The sequence below is a fragment of the Streptococcus oralis genome, from assembly GCF_001579025.1.
In the GTDB taxonomy this organism is placed as follows: Bacteria; Bacillota; Bacilli; order Lactobacillales; family Streptococcaceae; genus Streptococcus; species Streptococcus oralis_X.
The window spans coordinates 94,088-113,854 of the sequence record NZ_KQ970237.1; the positions used below are offsets into that span (position 1 = coordinate 94,088).

The window sequence follows — 19,767 nt, forward strand, 5'->3', positions numbered from 1 at the left end:
TCACTGTATCCATGATCTGCACCCCCGACCAGAGGAATCCGCAAGTCACTTAGGTGTTTTAAGACATCTGCCAAAGCTTTTCGTGTTGGCAACAAAATCGCCAGATGGTAGAGCCCATAATGCTCCCTTACTCCGCCAGCCTTTTCTGCCTGAATCAAGTGAACCAAGGCTTTTCGACCAAGTCCCAAAATCGCTTCTGTCTCTGTTTGGGATAAAATCTCCAAGCCAATAATCTGATGATAAAAAGCCGTTTGACTCGTCAAGTCCTTGACATTTAAAACCGCCTCTGCTAGGTAAATGTGGCTTTGGTATGCATAAGTCATAGGGTGTCTCCTTTTGTTTGTTGTAACTTTGTTTATTACATCAATTATACACTATTGAGATAAAATGTCAACGAAGACAACTCAAAAGAGCTGGGAACCAGCTCTTCTTTTTATTTTACAACAAGCTCATAACGAGTTTTGCTTGTGAAAGTTTCCCCTGCTTTGAGAATGACTTGGTCTTTAAGGTCACTGTGAATGGCATCTGGTAAAGCTTGCGCTTCAAGGGCAATCCCATTGTGTTGCAGCATTGGCTGACCAGCTATGATGACACTCTCATCTACAAAGTTTGCTGTGTAGACCACAAAGCAAGGGGCCTCTGTCTTGAACAGCAGGAAACGACCTGAGTTTTGGTCATAAAGGAAACCAGCATTGTCATGACCGGCAGGAAGAGCAAATGGGTGATCCAAACCAGATACCAACTGGATTTGCTCATCTTCCTCTTCAAAGATGTCCTTCAACAAAGCACCATTGTAGATGTGTTTAACCACATCACGAGTAGCATCTGGAGTCTTAGCCGGAACACCGTCCGGAGCAATTGGGTAAATGCCCTCGGTATTTAGCTGGAAGACATGGCGGTCAATTGTCTGCGTGAAATCACCAGACAAGTTGAAGTAGCTGTGATTAGTTGGATTGACAAGCGTATCCTGATCTGTCGTCACCTTATAGCTGACTTCGTAGGCGCCAGTTTCTTCCAAGTGGTAGCTGATCCAGATCTTGAGATTACCAGGGAATCCCCCTGTTCCGTCTGTACGCTCTGTGTAGAGGGTTAAGCCATGGTCGCTCACTTCTACCAATTCAAACAAGCTCGAATCCCAACCTGTTGAACCACTGTGGTTACAGTTGCTAGCGTTGTTGACTTCAAGATTATAGGTCTGACCATTGAGCTCAAATGTCGCACCTGCAATACGGCCCGCTACAGGACCTACACTTGCTCCATGCTTGGGACTATTGCCTACATAGCTATCAAAATCATCAAAGCCCAAAATCACATTGGCAAAATTCCCAGCCTTGTCAGGCGTGACATAGCGCAAGATGGTCGCACCATAAGTCATAACTTCAAGCTGGTAACCACCATCAGTCTCAAAGCGATAGGCCAAGACATCCTTGCCCTCATGATTTCCAAATACACGCTCTGTGTATGCTTTCATTCTTCTCTCCTTTGATCCATTTCTCTTAAGTAAACAAACCATAGAGAGTGTATGCACCATCTATGGTTGTAGTTTTATTTTCAGAATCCTTTGTCACAAAACCTTAAGTATTTTCTTAACAAAAAGGGATTCTTCTATACTTGTTTTATGCTTCCACACGTTCTTTCCATGAAGTCGCTGTTGTTTGAAGAACCTTGTTGAGTTCGTCAATGTTCTCAAATCCAGTTGTGCGTAGCCATTCACGAGCTGCTGCCTCACCGTCTTTGATGTAGGCTTCAACTGATCCAGCCCATGTTGCACGTCCACAAAGAACACCGTTGAAGTTTGCGCCTGATTCGTGGGCAAAGACAAGCGTTTCTTGGAAGAGTTTAGCTGATACACCCGCACTCAAGTAGATGTAAGGAAGATTTGTTGCTTCGTCTTGAGCTTTGAAGAAGGCTGCTGCTTCTTCGCGCGTATGAACGACTTCTCCATCACCAAAGCCTTCAACGTATTTCACATTGACTGGAACTTCCACTTTCAAAACATCGATGTTGAAGCGTGGGTCTGAGAAGACTTTCATAGCACCGATAACCTTGTGTGGCTTCACTTTTGCGTATTCTGCTGAACCTGCATCAGCAATCTTTTCATCGTAAGCCAAGATCTCAAGGAAGAAAGGAATGTCTTCTGCCACACACTCTGAACCGATGCGTTCGATATAGGCTTGTTTTTGTTGGTTGAGTTCATCAGAGCTGTCTACGTCATAGTAAAGCAAGAACTTGACAGCATCTGCACCTTGTTCTTTGATGCGTTTGGCAGACCAAACATCCAAGCAGTCAGGCAAGCGTTTAGTGCTAGTTGTGTCATAACCCGTTTTCTCATAAGCAAGGAGAAGACCAGCATTGGCATCAAGCGCTTTTGTAGCTGGAAGACCATACTCTGGGTCAAGAAGCATAGAGGATGCGTATTTAGTCAATTCATCTGCTACCAATACTTTGAGTTCTTCCATTTGAGCCACTGTTGGCTCTTCTGTTTGGTATTGAGCCATGAGGCGTTTCAAAGCGCCACGTTGGTCAAAGGCAAGAGCTGAGATAATGCCATTCTCGTCAGAGAGTTTTTGTAAGCAAGCTACTTTTTTGGGACTTAATTGTAATTTACTCATAGATACTTCCTTATTTTTGATAGTCATGAATAATCACACCTTGTACCACACGGTTTACGGTACCTGTAGGAGACGGTGTATCTGGTTTGTTTTCCACTTTAAGCGAAGTCAATAGAGCAAAGAGTTGAGCATAAACGATGTAAGGGAAGACACGGTAAATATCGTTCAAGACACCGCCACAGCCAAGGGCCACTTCTTTGACATTTTCAAGACCAAAGGCTTGATCACTCAAAAGCACAACACGACGAGCAATACGGTCACCAGCAACTTCACGAACCAAGTCCAAGTCATACTTGCGAGTGTAGTCTGTCGTAGTACCAAAGACCAAAACAACTGTATCTTCGTTGATCAGAGATTTTGGACCGTGACGGAAGCCGACTGGGCTTTCATACATAGTCGCCACTTGACCAGCTGTTAATTCCAAAATCTTGAGCTGAGCTTCATGAGCAAGTCCAAAGAAAGGACCAGCGCCCAGGTAGATAACGCGGTTAAAGTCAAGGTCTACAAGCTCTTTAACATCTGCTGCCTTGTCTAGAACTTTGCGGGCAAGGCTAGACACAACTTCAAAACGTTCAGCTTTCACAGCAAATTCTGTAGGATCAAAGACCAAGAGAGCTGTTAGCATCATAGACGTAAAGCTAGAAGTCATGGCAAATCCAGCGTCATTGGAAGCAGCTGGTTGCAAGAGCAAAAGATTGCGATCATCGCCATGAGCCTGAAGAGCCAATTTCCCTTCTGCAGCACATGTAATGGTCACTTGATAGAGGTCATCCACCAAGGCTTTAGCCAAATCAACCGTTGCCACACTTTCAGGTGAATTTCCACTACGAGCAAAGGAAACAAGGACAGTCGCCACATCTTTTTTCAAATAAGTTTCTGGATTGGCAACGATATCTGTTGTTGCAATAGCATTGAAATTCCATTTGCGTTCGTCATAGACTTCCTTAAAGTAAGGTACCAAGGTATCTCCCACATAAGCAGAAGTACCAGCACCCGTCAAGATGACCTTGATATAGTCATGTTTATCAGCGATTCCTTGTAGGAATGCTGCAATTTCTTCCCGTTTTGCTTGATAGGCTTCAAAAGCTTCTTTCCATACATCAGGCTGTTGGTAGATCTCACGAGTCGTGATTTCTGCACCCAGTTCAAGTAATTCTTCTTTTGTGTAATTTAGCATAGAGTTCCTCTAATCTATTGTTGTTTCATTCCTATTGAAAATATGGGAATGGGAGTGACTCCCATTCCCATGTATATTCTATATAAGATGCTCTAAGTCACATCTTATTCATCTTCGTCATCATCGAAGCCCGCTAACAGGTCGTTGACTTTTACGATGCTTTCTGCAGCACGGCTCTTATAATCCGCATCTGCACCTGTAAGGCTTGCATTGATAAATTCAATCACCATTGGAAGATTCATCCCTGCGTAGAGTTCAATGTCGCGACCTTCCATGATCAAACGGCTTACCACGTTACATGGTGTACCACCGAGAAGGTCCGCAAAGACTAGGAAATCATCCAATCCTTCGATAGCAGCTTCAAATTTTGCAGTAAATTCTTCTGGACCATTTTCTGGAAGAAGAGCCACTGCATGAATGTTGTCCTGTGGACCCATGATCATTTCTGTGCTACCTTTAAGTTCTTCACAGAAACGACCATGACTCACCAAAATTAATGATTTACTCATAAATTATGCGCCCATTCCAAGCAAGAATTTACCGATGAATGAAAGACCTACTGCAAGAACGATAATGATACCGATCGCTTTAGTAGAGTTCATACCTTTCTTACCAAGCAACCAGAAGATAAAGGCAGTAAAGATTGCTGGAAGCAAGCGTGGGAAGATTGAGTTCAAGATGTCTTGGAAGTCAATCATCTTTTCACCGATTGGCAATTTGTAAGAAATGTCAAAGTTGATCATTGTTGCTACAAGAGCACCCATCATGAAGACACCAAGTACAGATGCAGCGTCAATCAAAGCTGTCAAGGTACTTTGCATGTTGTTGATAAGGTTAACCCCTTCTTTGTAGGCAAATTCCAATTGTTTCCAACGGAAGATGTCATAAGCAACTGCAACTGCGATCCAAAGGAAGATACCCCATGGTTGGCCAGCGATAGCCATAGTTGCTGCGATAGATCCCATGATAGCAGGTACAAGTGAACCAAAGATTGTATCTCCAAGAGGAGCGAATGGTCCCATCAAACCTGTCTTGATACCGTTAACAGCATCTTTTGAACCCACACCATCTTTTTCTTCCATGGCAAGGTCAAAACCAGCGATAATTGTGTGGAAGAATGGTGAAGTATTGAAGAATTGAGTATGAACTTTCATCATTTCTTTCAATTCAGGAGTTCCATCCCCATACATTTTACGCAATTGAGGCAAGATCATGTAAAGGTAACCAGAAGCTTGCATACGTTCGTAGTTCCAACCTAATTGGAAAGTAAACAAGCTACGTTTGTTGATTTGATTAAAATCTTCTTTTGTTAATTTGTAATTAGAATTCGTCATCTTCAATTTCCCCACTTTCTGATGGTGTAGAAGGTGCTGCTACAGCTACTTTTTGGCTGTTCTTAAAGTGAACAACTGCAAGGAAGATACCTACGATAGAGATACCGATCATAGACAAACCTTTGAAGTTGTTAGCAAAGCCAATCTTTTCAGCAACATCAGCAGGAAGAGTACCAAGGATACCCGCAACAGCTCCACCAAGACCTGTTACATATGAGTAAAGAACAGTCAACATAGCTGTCAAACCGAATCCCATTGCAAGGTAGTGAAGGTTACGTTTAACTGGAAGGTAACGAAGCAAGATTGCAAATACGAGACCTGGAAGCATACGTCCTGCAAGTGTCAAACCGTCTGCAACCCATTGGTATTCTTTAACAAGGTCTACTACTGATTGTACGAAAGCACCACCAAAAGCAAGAGCGAAGAATACTGGAAGGGCACGAGAAAGAGCCCATGGAAGCGCACCAAGTAGGTAGTTGCGTTCGATACCTTTGTAGTCAAAGCGTTCGATCGCAGCATCAATACGGTGTGCAAAGAAAGTAGTTGTCATACGTCCAAGAACGTCGAAGTATGTCAAAAGTGCTGCTACTGGTACAGCGATTGTTGTGATCGCAAGGTCTGTATCAATACCTTGAGAGATAGAGAATGCTGTTGCAAGAACCGCACCAGAAGTTGCGTCGATACGAGAAGCACCACCGAAGGTACCAACCCCGAGAACGAACAACTGCAAGCTACCACCGATAAACAAACCAGTTGTCACATCTCCCATGATCAAACCAGTAATGAAACCAGCGAATACAGGGGAACCTGCAGATGAAACGATTGTCAACTCATCACAGATTTGATAAGCTGAGTACAAAGTGAGAAGTAAAATTTGCCACCATTGTATCATAACAATGACCTCCTAAAAATTTTTTCCTATTTTAATAAGCTCAAAAAGTCTGAAACTGGATCATTTGGAACCATTTGAGCAGTGAGTTTCACACCTTTTTCTGCTAGTTTGTGGAAATCTTCCACATCCTTGTCTACCACGTTGATAGAACGTGTGATAGAGCGAGTTTCTGGTGTTTGAGACATATTGCCGACGTTGAGTGTTTCAAGCGGAACACCTGCTTCGACCAAACCAAGGAAACGGTCTGGTTTACGTGCAACGATAAAGAGACGTTGGCTATCGTATTTACCAGCAAGGATATTTGCTGCTGCTTTCTCAACTGGCAAGATACTGAGTTTCACACCTGGTGGTGTCGCAAGTTTCAAACCACTCTTTTCAATATCGTTGTTAACAACTTCGTCGTCTACAACCATAATGCGTGAAACATTTAGTTTTCCAGCCCAAAGATTGGCTACTTGACCGTGGATCAAACGTCCATCGATACGGCATCCTACAATTGTCATAAGTTTTCCCCCTTTATGTGTTTTAGTGTAGGTTTACGAGTTAAATGAATCTCTTCTTTATATTCGCCCTCAGTTTCAAAGATAATGATGCGGTTAGCACCTTCCTTGAGATAACTATGAGGGATATAAAGTGAGAGGGTCGGGCCGACGTTCCAGAAACGCCCTAGGTGACGCCCGTTGACAAAGGCAACTCCCTTACCAAACTCAGACAATTCTAAGTAGGTATCCTTCGGCTCTTCAACAGTAAAGTCGAAAGCGTAAAAGGCTGGTTGTCCTTCTATCCATCCTTTTGAAAAATCAATTTTCTCAGGATTATCCAGTGGCAGTGGATATTGTTTCCAATTCAATAAGAAATGTAGATCCTTGCAGACACCTGTTCGAATTCCTTTACGCTGCGTATCTGCCAAGAACTTATGACCGTAGTTGACACGCCCCATATTTTCAATCAAGATGTCAATCTCTGAAAAGCCTTCTCGGTTGCCCTGACAGTAGATGTCTTCACCAATCTCTGTCTGGTATTGAGTAGCAATCCATTGACCATCTACAAAGAGTTGGGCTCGGTCACGTCCATCGATGATACGGAGACGTTCCTCTTCTGCATCCCAACTTGCCTCCGTGCGGTAGAGAAGGTAGCCATAACTTTGACCAAGTTCTTCCATCGCTTTTGGATAGAGGCTTTCAGTAGGACTAGAGAGACTATCCAGAGTTTCAAACAAGGAAACTTTTTCGACCAATGGAATGGACCCTATATCCATGCTTTCCTTATAGAGTGGTTCCAACTGTGGATACTCTGGGAAGTGGGTTGCCATCATCTTCTTGACTGCTAAGTATTTAGCAGTTGGATTTCCTTCTTCATCGAGAAGGGCATCATAGTCGTATGATGTGACTTGTGGCAAATCCAGAGTTCCTCGAGCCGAGCAGCCATTCATGAAACCAAAGTTTGTTCCACCATGGAACATGTAAAGGTTGATAGAGCCTTGCTCCAATACCTCTCGAACAGCTTCTGCCAATTCTTTAGGATCCCGTGTGATGATGGGTTCTTTCCAACGGTTGAACCAACCATCCCAGAATTCCATACACATGAGGGGCCATTTCTTGCCATGCTCATCAAAGAATTCCTGCATCTGTGAAAAGTTGTACGGAGCTTTAGAACCGAAGTTTCCTGTCACAAAGAGATCGTCTTCGATCAAGGTTCCGGCTTTCAGAGTAGCCCTCCATGGGCCATCTGAAGTAAAGAGTGGGCAATCAATCCCTCGGTCTTCCATCAATTTCCGAATTGCTCGTAGATAAGACTTATCTTCTCCATAAGAGCCATATTCATTTTCGACTTGCATCATAAGAATGTTTCCACCATTATCCAACAAGCGAGGCACAAGCCTTGGCAATAATTGGTCATAATAGCGAGCAACAGCCTCGATGTAGGCCGGGTCGGACGAGCGAATTCGCATGTCCTTTGTCAAGAGCCAAGCCGGCAAGCCACCAAATTCCCATTCCGCACAGATAAATGGAGACGGGCGTACAATGGCATAGAGACCCAGATCTTGTGCAATTTGAAGAAATCTCTCCAAATTTCTGGCACCTTCAAAATCAAACTCCCCTTCAACAGGTTCGTGTAAATTCCAAGCCACATAGGTCTCGACTGTATTAAAGCCAAGCGCCTTTAAGTTATAGAGAGAATGATACCAATCCTCTGCTGGAATCCTAAAATAATGAATGGCGCCGGACAAAATCTTGAACGGTTTTCCATCTAAATAGAAATCGTCCTCAATTTTAAATCTTGTCATGTTACTACCTCTGACTAATTAAGTTTGCGCTTTCATTTATTATAATATTAAATATAATCAAATCTTTTGCATTTGTCAATAGGTTTTAGAAAATTCTTTAAAATTTTTCTATTTTTTTACTTACCGTTTACCGAAACTATCAAAAAATCGCATGAAAGTCGTTTTTTTATGTATGATAATTCACAAGGCTAGAAAATGAAATTTTTTACATGTAACATAACATCTTTAGTCGATTATTTTAATTTTTTTACCTTAATACTACTATTTTCTCAGTATTTGTGGTAAAATCAAGGTTGGAGAAAGAGAATTGAGGTGAAATTATGGCTATTCCAAAATACCAATATATTAAAGATGAATTAAAAAACAAAATCATCTCAGGTCAATTTGCGAGTGGAGATAAATTTTATACAGAAGCCGAATTGATCGCAATGTACGATGTTAGTTCGATCACCGTTGTTCGTGCTTTGAATGACCTTGCAAAAGACGGCTATATTGTCCGTCAACAAGGTAAAGGAACTTTCGTTTCACGTGCACGTAAGCACAAACTCGTTGAGTTTTCAGATGTTGAAATCTTTGAAACAAAAGACGATAAAGTTACTGTCCTTTCTATCGAGCGCGGAAACAAGCTTGAATATTTAGAGAAACTCGGCCTACGTGGAGATCAATTCTACTATAAGATTGAACGTATTCGTCAAACAAATGACGTTACATACATCTACCACACATCTTATGTTCCTGAACAATATATCAATGCTAACTATCCAAATCTTGATTATTATAGTTCTATCTATAAACGTTTCAAATTGGATTACCGCATTCACATGAGTGATGAGCATTTTGAGGAAATCAATGAGATCGCCTTTCCAACACCAGAGCACGCTGCTTCTGTACTTGGAATCGATACACAATTCCCAACTGTCTTCCAAACCAAGACCACAAAACTTGAGGCCACTGGCCAAGTCCTTGCCTATAGTGAAACTTATAAGCGAGCAGACTACTACAAAATCAAATTCATCTCATGTAACCGAGGTCATTAAGAAAAAGCCTGAGCCTAGCTCAGGCTTTTTCTCTATTCATTATAGCACGAGAAAGAAGTTGTGAAAACGCTATGAAGGGCTCTTATTTAATTAGTAGCATTTTTACTAAAAACAAGTTAAATTTTCGTTTGGTTTTTCCTCTGTTTTATCCCTTATTAGCAAATTTCTCCTAAATCTTATGATTTCCTCTATTTATTATAGTTCTTATATAAACCCACTTGACATTTTACTCCTTAGATAATAAAATAAAATTGGTTTTATGTAAACGCTATCATATATGGTAATAACAAGGAGGTTTTGTCATGAAACTAGAAAAGAAACAGCGCTTCTCCATCCGTAAATACGCGGTTGGGGCGGCTTCTGTACTTATAGGATTTGCTTTTAGCGCCCAAGTCGTATCTGCCGACGGAATTACTCCAGCTCCAACAGCTGAAGAAACTGTCCAAACGATTCAGGAGAGTCCACAAGCAGTCAAAGAAGCTGTAGACTCCAAGGTTCCAGAAAAACTGGAAGAAAAGGCTGACAAACCTGTAAAAGAGGAGGTCAAAGAAGACCAGGAGGTTCCTCGAACAGTTACTCCAAAAACAGAAGAGTCAAGCGCACCAGTTGTGACAGAAAATGCTGCTCCATCTCCTACTGCCGAGAAAGAAAGCCCTGCCCCAGCTGAAACTCCTGCTGAAAGCACTCCTTCAGAAAAGAAAAATGAAGCCGTCACACCTGCAGTAGCCACTCCTAGCACGGAACGAGCAGCTCAGGTAAATGAAAAACTGGCAAAAAGAAAAATGATCTCAATCGACGCTGGACGCAAGTACTTCTCTCCAGACCAACTCAAAGAAATCATCGACAAAGCCAAACACTACGGTTATACTGATCTTCATTTACTAGTTGGAAACGATGGCATGCGTTTTATGTTGGACGACATGACAATCACAGCCAATGGCAAAACCTATGCAAGTGACGATGTCAAACGTGCACTTGAAAACGGAACCGATGCCTACTACAAAGATCCAAACGGCAACCATTTAACAGAGAGTCAGATGACGGACTTGATCAACTATGCCAAAGATAAGGGTATCGGATTAATCCCAACTGTTAATAGCCCTGGGCACATGGATGCGATTTTGCATGCCATGAAAGAACTAGGCATCCAAAAACCGAACTTCAACTACTTTGGTAAGGAATCTGCTCGTACCGTTGACCTTGATAACAAAGAAGCGGTTGCATTTACCAAAGCTCTGATCGACAAGTATGCTGCTTACTTCGCTGGCAAATCTGACATCTTCAATATCGGACTGGACGAGTACGCCAATGATGCTACAAACGCCAAAGGCTGGAGCGTTCTTCAAGCCTATAAATGGTATCCAGAAGATGGATTCCCTGACAAGGGTTATGATAAATTTATCGCCTACGCCAACGACCTTGCTCGCATCGTCAAATCTCACGGCCTCAATCCAATGGCCTTTAACGATGGTATCTACTATAATAGCGACACTAGCTTTGGAACCTTTGACAAAGACATCATCGTTTCTATGTGGACTGGTGGATGGGGCGGATACGACGTCGCTTCTTCTAAACTTCTAGTTGAAAAAGGCCACCAAATCCTTAATACCAATGATGCTTGGTACTACGTCCTCGGACGAAATGCCGATGGTCAAGGCTGGTACAACCTCGACCAAGGACTCAATGGTATCAAGAACACTCCAATCACTTCTGTACCAAAATCTGATGGGGCTACTATCCCGTTCATCGGGGGTATGGTAGCTGCTTGGGCGGATACCCCATCTGCACGCTATTCACCATCACGCCTCTTCAAACTTATGCGTAGCTTCGCAAATGCCAATGCTGAATACTTCGCAGCTGACTATGAGTCTGCTGAACAAGCTCTGAAAGAAGTCCCAACAGACCTTAACCGCTATACTGCAGAAAGTGTCGCAGCTGTAAAAGAAGCTGAAAAAGCCATTCGCTCACTCGATAGCAACCTCAGCCGTGCCCAACAAGACACGATTGACCAAGCAATCGCAAAACTTCAAGAAGCAGTCAGCAATTTGACCTTCACACCAGAAGCTCAAAAAGAAGAAGACGCGAAACGCGAAGTTGAAAAACTTGCCAAGAACAAGGTGATTTCTATCGACGCTGGACGTAAGTACTTCACGCTTGACCAACTCAAGCGCATCGTAGACAAGGCGAGCGAGCTCGGCTACTCTGATGTGCATCTCCTCCTAGGAAATGACGGACTTCGCTTCCTCCTTGATGACATGACCATCACAGCTAACGGAAAAACTTATGCAAGTGACGATGTCAAGAAGGCTATCATCGAAGGGACAAAAGCTTACTACGATGATCCAAACGGAACCACTCTTAGTCAAGCTGAAATCACTGAATTGATCGAGTACGCAAAATCAAAAGGCCTCGGACTCATCCCAGCAATCAACAGCCCAGGTCACATGGATGCCATGCTCGTCGCTATGGAAAAACTTGGAATCAAGAACCCTCAAGCCAACTTTGACAAGGTTTCTAAAACAACCATGGACCTTGAAAACGAAGAGGCGATGAACTTTGTCAAAGCCCTCATCGGCAAGTACATGGACTTCTTTGCAGGCAAGACAAAGATTTTCAACTACGGTACAGACGAATATGCCAATGATGCTACCAACGCTCAAGGCTGGTACTACCTCAAATGGTATGGACTCTATGGCAAGTTTGCTGAGTACTCTAACACCCTTGCTGCCATGGCCAAAGAAAGAGGCCTTCAACCAATGGCCTTCAACGATGGTTTCTACTATGAAGACAAGGATGATGTCGAGTTTGACAAGGATGTCATCATCTCTTACTGGTCTAAGGGATGGTGGGGTTACAACCTTGCATCTCCTCAGTACCTGGCAAGTAAAGGCTACAAATTCCTTAACACCAACGGAGACTGGTACTACATTCTCGGTCAAAAACCTGAAGATGGTGGTGGTTTCCTCAAAAAAGCAATTGAAAACACTAAAAAAACACCATTTAACCAGCTTGCTTCTACCAAGTATCCTGAGGTAGACCTTCCAACAGTTGGAAGTATGCTTGCCATCTGGGCAGATAGACCAAGCGCTGAGTACAAGGAAGAAGAAATCTTTGAACTCATGACTGCCTTTGCAGACCATAACAAAGACTACTTCCGCGCTAACTACAATGCACTCCGTGAGGAGCTTGCTCAAATCCCTGCAAACTTGGATGGATACAGCAAGGAAAGCTTGGATGCCCTAAATGCAGCTAAAGAAGCTCTCAACTACAACCTCAACCGTAACAAACAAGCCGAGTTAGACGCTCTCGTAGCCAAACTCAAAGCAGCCCGCCTAGGCCTTAAACCAGCAGCAACCCACTCAGGAAGCCTCGATGAAAATGAACTAGCTGCCAATGTTGAAACCAAACCGGAACTCATCACAAGAGCAGAAAAGATTCCATTTGAAGTTATCAAGAAGGAAAATCCGAACCTCCCAGCCAGTCAGGAAAAAATCATCACACCTGGTGTAGAGGGCGAACGCACTCATTACATCTCTGTCCTTACTGAAAATGGGAAACAAACAGAAACTGTTCTAGATAGCCAAGTAACCAAAGAACCTGTGACCCAAGTGGTTGAAATCGGTGCCCCTATTACTCACAAAGGGGATGAAAGTGGCCTTGCTCCAGCTGCCGAAGCGAAACCAAGACTAGATATCCAAGAAGAAGATATTCCGTTCACTACCGTGACACGTGAAAATCCGCAATTACCACTCGGACAAACGCAAGTAGTCGTTACTGGTGTAAATGGTCGTCGTACGATTTTCTACTCTGTCAGCACTACTGCTGACGGTAAGGAAGAAAGAACCCTTGTCAATAGTGCGGTATCGCAGGAAGCGGTCGCTCAGGTTGTTGAAGTCGGAACTGCCGTTGAGAAAGCTGAGCAAGCTGAAACAACTACTAGCAAAGCAGATGAAAAACAACTCCCTGCAACAGGAAGTCAAGACTCTGCAGGCTTGGTCGCAGTAGGACTCACGGCCACACTAGCAGCCTACGGACTGACTAAGAGAAAAGAAGATTAAACCTCTTCGACAAGAATACAAAAAAGCGAGATTGAATCTCGCTTTTTGTTATGATTAGTCACCAAGTCCGATACGTTCAAAGATATCCTCTACTCGTTTGGTGTAGTATGCTGGGTTGAAGATTTCGTCGATTTCCTCTTGAGTCAGGCGTGAGGTTACTTCTGGATCTGCTTCTAGAAGCGGTTTGAAGTCTACTTGGTTATCCCAAGAGTAGGCTGTTTTTGGTTGCACCAAGTCATAGGCTTGCTCACGGGTCATACCTTTCTCGATCAAGGTCAACATAGCACGCTGGCTAAAGATAAGACCAAACGTAGAGTTCATGTTGCGGATCATGTTTTCTGGGAAAACCGTCAAATTCTTGACAATATTTCCAAAACGGTTGAGCATGTAGTCAATCAAAATAGTTGTATCTGGTGTGATGATACGCTCAGCTGATGAGTGAGAAATATCACGTTCGTGCCAGAGAGCGACGTTCTCATAGGCTGTCACCATGTGACCACGGATGACACGCGCAAGACCTGTCATGTTCTCAGAACCGATAGGGTTACGTTTGTGAGGCATTGCTGAAGAGCCTTTTTGACCTTTGGCAAAGAACTCTTCTACTTCACGTTGTTCAGACTTTTGCAGACCACGGATTTCCGTTGCCATACGTTCGATGGAAGTCGCGATGCTAGCAAGAACTGCAAAGTACTCAGCATGAAGGTCACGAGGAAGCACCTGTGTAGAGATTTCCTGAGCACGGATACCAAGTTTATCGCAAACATATTGCTCTACAAATGGTGGGATGTTGGCAAAGTTCCCAACCGCACCAGAAATCTTACCAGCTTCCACACCAGCAGCCGCATGCTCGAAACGCTCGATGTTACGCTTCATTTCACTGTACCAAGTCGCCAATTTAAGACCAAAAGTTGTCGGCTCAGCGTGCACACCGTGGGTACGACCCATCATGATGGTGAACTTGTGCTCCTTAGCCTTATCAGCGATGATGTTGGTGAAGTTTTCAAGGTCACGACGAATGATGTCGTTGGCCTGCTTATAAAGGTAACCATAGGCCGTATCCACCACATCGGTAGAAGTCAACCCATAGTGGACCCACTTGCGCTCTTCACCAAGCGTCTCAGAAACCGCACGTGTGAAGGCTACCACATCGTGGCGAGTCTCTTGCTCAATCTCCAAAATACGGTCGATGTCAAAGTCCGCCTTCTCGCGAATCAAAGCCACATCTTCCTTAGGGATTTCCCCCAACTCAGCCCATGCCTCGTCAGCCAAGATTTCCACCTCAAGCCAAGCACGGTATTTATTTTCTTCACTCCAAATGTTCGCCATTTCGGGGCGAGAGTAACGGTTGATCATGATTAAGATATTAAGGGCGTTAAACGGACACAGTCAAAATAGGAGTTTAGACGAAGAAGCGACTGCTTCTAGGAAAAACTATCTTTTTGACCAAGTCCGTATCCCGTATTCAGTTTAGGAAATACGGTACCCTTGTTCCTTTCTTTTTATAATATTTAGCAATTGCTATTTTTTAAATGTACTTTTTAATATCATTAAAAATATAGTTTACTATTTTTTGATAACTTTCAGGTAAACTTCTATTAGGAATTTTTTCTAAAACTTTCATCAAAGTCCCTATTTTTTTTATTGCATTTTTTTTACTTAACAATTCAAATCTCTTTGTATCAGAATTTGAAATATTTAGAATCCTACAATATTCTTCTCTTGCTTTTTTAGAGCATGTCAAATCCATTTCCAAGCAATAATTCATAGATAAAATATTTTTACTGGAGATGATATTAAATAAATCTCGATAATTAGATTTATTTAATAGACGACTCTTATTACCACCAAAAATTTCTTCAATTAACTGATTATCTGCTAATGTTGTATAGTCATACTTTGGAAGTCCGGTTCTACAATCTCGACTATCCTCAAGTCTATTATTAATTTGATAGTTAAAGAAGAAATCTTTATCTACAATTAGTACGAATGGAAGCTGTAACTCACGTAATAAATAGTAAGCATACTTTATATTTTCCTTGCCTCCAGCATCTAAAAAACTTACATCTAATATCGACTCGCCAAGTTTATCTCTTAATAGTTTTTCAATCACTTGACAATCATTTTTACTTTCACATACAACTACATATTTAGAAAAGAAGAAATCACTATTTTTATAATGAAAGTACTGATAATGCTTAAACTCTTCAATATTTGAATTTTGCCAAAATGAATCACTTATTTGAGTTATTTCAGAATTTAATTTGGATTTTGAACTTTTAGATTTTCTAACAAGAAGGATATTTTCATGTTTCAATTGATCAATTAATACTGTTGAATGTGTAGTAAAAATAACCTGTACTTCTTCAGTACCCACAGAATTAATTAATGAATTAATTAATTTTTTCTGAGCCTGAGGATGTAAGTTGGTCTCGGGTTCTTCAATTCCTAAAATAACTATTCTGTCATTCAATTTAGCATTAGCTCTATACATTGCAATCGTTGCTAAACTTCTAGTTCCGCTACCATACTCTTCCAAAAAGTATTCTCCATTATCGGAAATCAATGATAACTTCAAACTATCAAGTAAAATAGAATAATCCGTCTTGTTTGGAGCAGCAATATTAAACTCACTTACGTCTTTTGTAAAATACAAAGATTCTATTAGTTTTTCTAATTTGGATAATATGTTTTTATGCAACATCTGGTTAGCATCTCTAACATGTCTAGAAATTGTATCTCTATTCGAAGTATAAATTTCTAGATACTTTCTCACCAACTTATTAAAAACACCATCATTTATCTTGTTTATCGAACCACGTTCAGTTGGAATGTAGACATATTCTATTTTTGATATTATTCTCAGAAAATCTTCCTCAGGAATTTTTATTGAGTCTTTATTAGTTACAATATGATATTCTTTTTTGTTTAGCGAATAAATATAAGAAAATTTCAACTTAATTGCATTATCAAATATATATCTTCTATAAATATCCGGTAAATTAGCACTATCTATTTTAAAAGATATTATAATTCGTGTATTAGCCTTTGGTCCATAATTATGAGATTTATTAAGAAAGAATTCTTCCTCTTCTTTAAAATTAAAAAATGAATTTAAAGCTTTCAAAACTGCTGTCTTGCCAGCATTATTCTCACCAACTAATGCACTAATTTGATCAAATCGAAATTTAGCTTTTCTTATAGAGCGAAAATTATATATCTCTACTGATTTTACTATCATCTACCAATCAATCCCTTTCCCAAACTCCTCAACCTCATCTGGCATATCACTAAACAAAGTCACATGTCCCATTTTGCGGTTGTGCTTTGCTTCTAGTTTACCATATAAGTGGAGGTGGGCGCTTGGATTTTCTGTGACATAGTTTTCAGCGGCCTCGACATGCTGGCCGAGAACGTTGAGCATAACGGCTGGGGCATGCAGTTTAATTGCTGGTAATGGTGATCCGAGAACACCCAAGATATGGGTGTCAAACTGCGAGAAGTCGCAGGCTTCGATAGAATAATGCCCAGAGTTGTGTGGTCGCGGAGCAATCTCATTGACGATAATGTCGTCAGCTGTCGCAAACATTTCCACACAAAGTGTTCCAGACAAATTGAGCTGGTCTGCGATTCGTACCGCCATAGCTTTGGCTTTGGCTGCTAAACTTTCTGAAATGCGAGCAGGCACAATGGTCTTAGATAGGATATTGTTTCGGTGGATATTTTCCTGAACTGGGAAGACTGTCACATCCTTGCCATTTCCTGATACGATGACAGAAATCTCAAGGTCGAAGTTGACAAATTCTTCCAAGACACAGTCTGCTGAGTCAGCTAGCGCATAGGCTTCTGCCAAATCTTCTACTGAGCGAATGACCTTTTGTCCATGGCCATCGTAGCCACCAGTCGCAGTCTTGAGGACATAGTTTTTCGACAGGTCCATATCTGCCAAATCTTGGCTTGAGGCCACAACCTTGTAAGGTGCAACAGTGACTTTGGCCTTGTTTGAGAGGAAGTCTTTCTCAAAGATCCGGTTTTGAGAGATGCGAAGCAGGTCGGTCCCTTGAGGAAGCTGACCATCTTTGATAACAGCATCCAAACCGTCTGCATCAACATTTTCAAATTCATAAGTCAGGACATCGCAACGCTCTGCCAACTGACGAAGAGCATTTACATCGTTATAAGGTGCCACGATGATCTCTGCCACGCGAGAGGCCGGGCAATCCGCCGCAGGATCCAGCGCGATGACCTTGTGCCCCATGTAGATAGCAGAAATGGCTATCATCTGCCCTAGCTGACCGCCACCGATAATTCCAATTGTTTTAGATGAGCTCATTGGTAGACTCCTCTGCGATTTTTCCTTGTTCTTCTGCGAAATCTGCCAAAGCTGTCGCGATAGCCTGGTCCTCTACTGACAGTAGACGGAGGGCAAAGAGAGCCGCATTTGTCGCACCTGCCTCACCGATAGCCATTGTCGCAACAGGCACACCACCCGGCATCTGAACGATAGAGTAGAGCGAGTCCACGCCACTAAGAGCACGTGATTTGACTGGTACACCAATGACAGGCAGAGTGGTTTTGGCTGCTACCATACCTGGTAAGTGAGCTGCGCCACCAGCACCTGCGATGATGACTTTGATACCGCGACTGCGGGCTTCTTCGGCATGTCTGAACATGAGGTCAGGTGTGCGGTGGGCAGAGACGACTTTCTTTTCGTAGGCTACACCAAAGCGATCTAAAACTTCGGCGGTTTTTTGCATGGTTGCCCAGTCGGATTTTGAGCCCATGATGATGGAAATAATTGGTTTAGTCATAATTTTTCCTTTTTCTTCTTTTTTGATAATGGTCTTAGGTGGTGGGGACGGAAGCAAACCTTCGGTTTCATTCCTAAAATTTGAGCCTAAGTCTCAAATTTTCCCTAGACCAGAACATTCACTGTTCTGGTCTTTTCACCACGGCGACCATTATCGTATTTGGCGACTTCGTCGCGTTATTCTTATATCTTTACTTAATAGCCTTGCTTCCGATATCTGTTCGGTAGAAGAGGCCTTCTGTTTTTTGTTGGGCGAGTTCACTGTAAATAATGGTTTGTCCGTCTTTGACAGTGTCGGCTGTGGTAACTAGCATGTAGACACGTCCACCGTTTGATAGCAGTGCTCTGCTATTTTCAGCGAATTTAGCACCGGCATAGTAAGTGATGATGTCGTCTTCTGTCTTAGCTGGCAACTCAACACCCTTTTCATAATCTAGCGGGTAGCCATTGGATGCGACAACTACACCAAGTGTCACACCCTTGTCCGTCCATGTGATGTTTGGCTCCTTACCATCAAGGATATCCGTAATATTTTGGGCGAAATCAGATGTCAAACGAGGTAGGATAATTTGCGTTTCAGGATCTCCGAAGCGAGCGTTAAACTCGATAACCTTCGGTCCATCTGCTGTCAAGATAAGCCCTGCGTAAAGAACTCCCAGATAAGGACGACCTTCCTGAATCATGCCCTCTAGGACTGGCTTGACAATAGTCTCAACCGCTGTATCAACTACACTCTGTGGCAAGTGTGGAACTGGCGCATAGGCACCCATACCACCCGTGTTAGGTCCCTTGTCGCCATCATAAGCACGTTTGTGGTCCTGAGCCGTTGGCATGATGTAGAACTTGTCACCATTGACAAAGGCAAAGAGTGAAAATTCCTCTCCTTCAAGAAACTCCTCGATGACCACACGCGCACCTGAGTCACCAAATTTATTATCCAAGAGCATCTCATGAGCGGCTTCGACCGCTTGCTCGACTGTCTCAGCAACAACGACACCCTTCCCAAGGGCCAAGCCATCCGCCTTGACCACGATAGGCGCACCCTGCTTTTCGATGTAGGCCTTGGCTTCCTCGAAATCTGAAAATGTGCCATAAGCTGCTGTCGGAACGCCGTATTTGACCATGATTTCCTTGGCAAAATCCTTGGACCACTCCAGCTCCGCTGCAGCCCTAGTCGGACCAAAGGCCTTGAGACCAGCTTGGTTAAAATCATCCACAATCCCAGCAGCCAGGGCATCATCTGGACCGATGAAGGTCCAAGCAATATCGTTGGCCTTTGCAAACTCCATCAATTTAGAATGTTCGGAAATAGAGATATTTACCAATTCCAAACCATCCAGAGTCATCCCGTCATTTCCCGGAGCCACAAAGACTTTTTCAACGTCTTTTGACTCAAGCAACTTCTTAGCAATGGCATGTTCACGACCACCCGAGCCGACAACTAACAGCTTCATCTTACAACCTCTTTTGCGAATTATTTACTAATATTATAACATAAACGTTCGTTTTAATCTTGTTTTGTTCCGCGTTTTTACGCAAAAAAGGAAAGAAACTGTTTTCTTC

Annotated in this window: 16 protein-coding genes; 2 read left to right on the forward strand and 14 right to left on the reverse strand. The window is 42.6% G+C overall.

Features of this window, described 5'->3' with window-relative positions:
* The 9 genes from SORDD27_RS09850 to SORDD27_RS08505 form a co-directional block, all read right to left on the reverse strand.
* Positions 1-323 (reverse strand): VOC family protein (locus SORDD27_RS09850; protein WP_196755635.1); only part of this gene is annotated, 323 nt, incomplete at its 3' end.
* Between the two features lie 110 nt (positions 324-433).
* A complete protein-coding gene (locus SORDD27_RS08470; protein ID WP_061428531.1) occupies positions 434-1,471 on the reverse strand; it encodes an aldose epimerase family protein in 1,038 nt (345 codons plus the stop codon).
* Between the two features lie 145 nt (positions 1,472-1,616).
* Positions 1,617-2,612 (reverse strand): tagatose-bisphosphate aldolase, encoded by a 996-nt coding sequence (gene lacD, locus SORDD27_RS08475; RefSeq protein WP_061428587.1) that lies wholly within the window; start codon positions 2,610-2,612, stop codon positions 1,617-1,619.
* Between the two features lie 10 nt (positions 2,613-2,622).
* Complete coding sequence (locus tag SORDD27_RS08480) at positions 2,623-3,789, reverse strand: SIS domain-containing protein (RefSeq protein WP_061428532.1); 1,167 nt, start codon at positions 3,787-3,789, stop codon at positions 2,623-2,625.
* 104 nt (positions 3,790-3,893) lie between these two features.
* Positions 3,894-4,298: a PTS sugar transporter subunit IIA gene (locus tag SORDD27_RS08485; protein ID WP_081103413.1), complete on the reverse strand. Its 405-nt coding sequence runs from the start codon at positions 4,296-4,298 to the stop codon at positions 3,894-3,896.
* 3 nt (positions 4,299-4,301) lie between these two features.
* Complete coding sequence (locus SORDD27_RS08490) at positions 4,302-5,123, reverse strand: PTS system mannose/fructose/sorbose family transporter subunit IID (RefSeq protein WP_000185284.1); 822 nt, start codon at positions 5,121-5,123, stop codon at positions 4,302-4,304.
* Positions 5,110-6,015: a PTS mannose/fructose/sorbose/N-acetylgalactosamine transporter subunit IIC gene (locus SORDD27_RS08495; protein WP_061428534.1), complete on the reverse strand. Its 906-nt coding sequence runs from the start codon at positions 6,013-6,015 to the stop codon at positions 5,110-5,112. Before SORDD27_RS08495 ends, SORDD27_RS08490 begins: the two co-directional genes overlap by 14 nt.
* A 26-nt stretch (positions 6,016-6,041) precedes the next feature.
* Complete coding sequence (locus SORDD27_RS08500; RefSeq protein ID WP_000156968.1) at positions 6,042-6,518, reverse strand: PTS sugar transporter subunit IIB; 477 nt, start codon at positions 6,516-6,518, stop codon at positions 6,042-6,044.
* Complete coding sequence (locus tag SORDD27_RS08505; protein ID WP_061428536.1) at positions 6,515-8,302, reverse strand: glycoside hydrolase family 35 protein; 1,788 nt, start codon at positions 8,300-8,302, stop codon at positions 6,515-6,517. Before SORDD27_RS08505 ends, SORDD27_RS08500 begins: the two co-directional genes overlap by 4 nt.
* 320 nt (positions 8,303-8,622) lie before the next feature.
* Here SORDD27_RS08505 and SORDD27_RS08510 point away from each other — a divergent pair, with 320 nt between their 5' ends.
* Positions 8,623-9,339, forward strand: coding sequence for a GntR family transcriptional regulator (locus SORDD27_RS08510; RefSeq protein ID WP_001007183.1), 717 nt, complete (start codon positions 8,623-8,625; stop codon positions 9,337-9,339).
* A 302-nt stretch (positions 9,340-9,641) separates the two neighbouring features.
* A complete protein-coding gene (gene strH, locus SORDD27_RS08515; protein ID WP_061428539.1) occupies positions 9,642-13,397 on the forward strand; it encodes an LPXTG-anchored beta-N-acetylhexosaminidase StrH in 3,756 nt (1,251 codons plus the stop codon).
* Positions 13,398-13,451: 54 nt separating this feature from the next.
* Here strH and purB read toward each other — a convergent pair whose 3' ends face one another.
* From purB to purD, 5 genes are all read right to left on the reverse strand, one after another.
* Positions 13,452-14,750: an adenylosuccinate lyase gene (purB, locus tag SORDD27_RS08520; RefSeq protein WP_061428540.1), complete on the reverse strand. Its 1,299-nt coding sequence runs from the start codon at positions 14,748-14,750 to the stop codon at positions 13,452-13,454.
* A gap of 172 nt (positions 14,751-14,922) precedes the next feature.
* Positions 14,923-16,635: an ATP-dependent nuclease gene (locus SORDD27_RS08525; RefSeq protein WP_061428542.1), complete on the reverse strand. Its 1,713-nt coding sequence runs from the start codon at positions 16,633-16,635 to the stop codon at positions 14,923-14,925.
* Positions 16,636-17,727 (reverse strand): 5-(carboxyamino)imidazole ribonucleotide synthase, encoded by a 1,092-nt coding sequence (gene purK, locus SORDD27_RS08530; protein WP_061428545.1) that lies wholly within the window; start codon positions 17,725-17,727, stop codon positions 16,636-16,638. It lies immediately after the preceding gene.
* Positions 17,714-18,205, reverse strand: a complete 492-nt coding sequence (gene purE, locus SORDD27_RS08535) for a 5-(carboxyamino)imidazole ribonucleotide mutase (protein ID WP_000165491.1) — start codon at positions 18,203-18,205, stop codon at positions 17,714-17,716. Before purE ends, purK begins: the two co-directional genes overlap by 14 nt.
* 190 nt (positions 18,206-18,395) lie before the next feature.
* The gene (purD, locus tag SORDD27_RS08540) at positions 18,396-19,658 is read right to left on the reverse strand and encodes a phosphoribosylamine--glycine ligase (RefSeq protein WP_061428547.1); all 1,263 of its coding nucleotides are present in this window, start codon (positions 19,656-19,658) and stop codon (positions 18,396-18,398) included.
* Between the last annotated feature and the right edge of the window lie 109 nt (positions 19,659-19,767).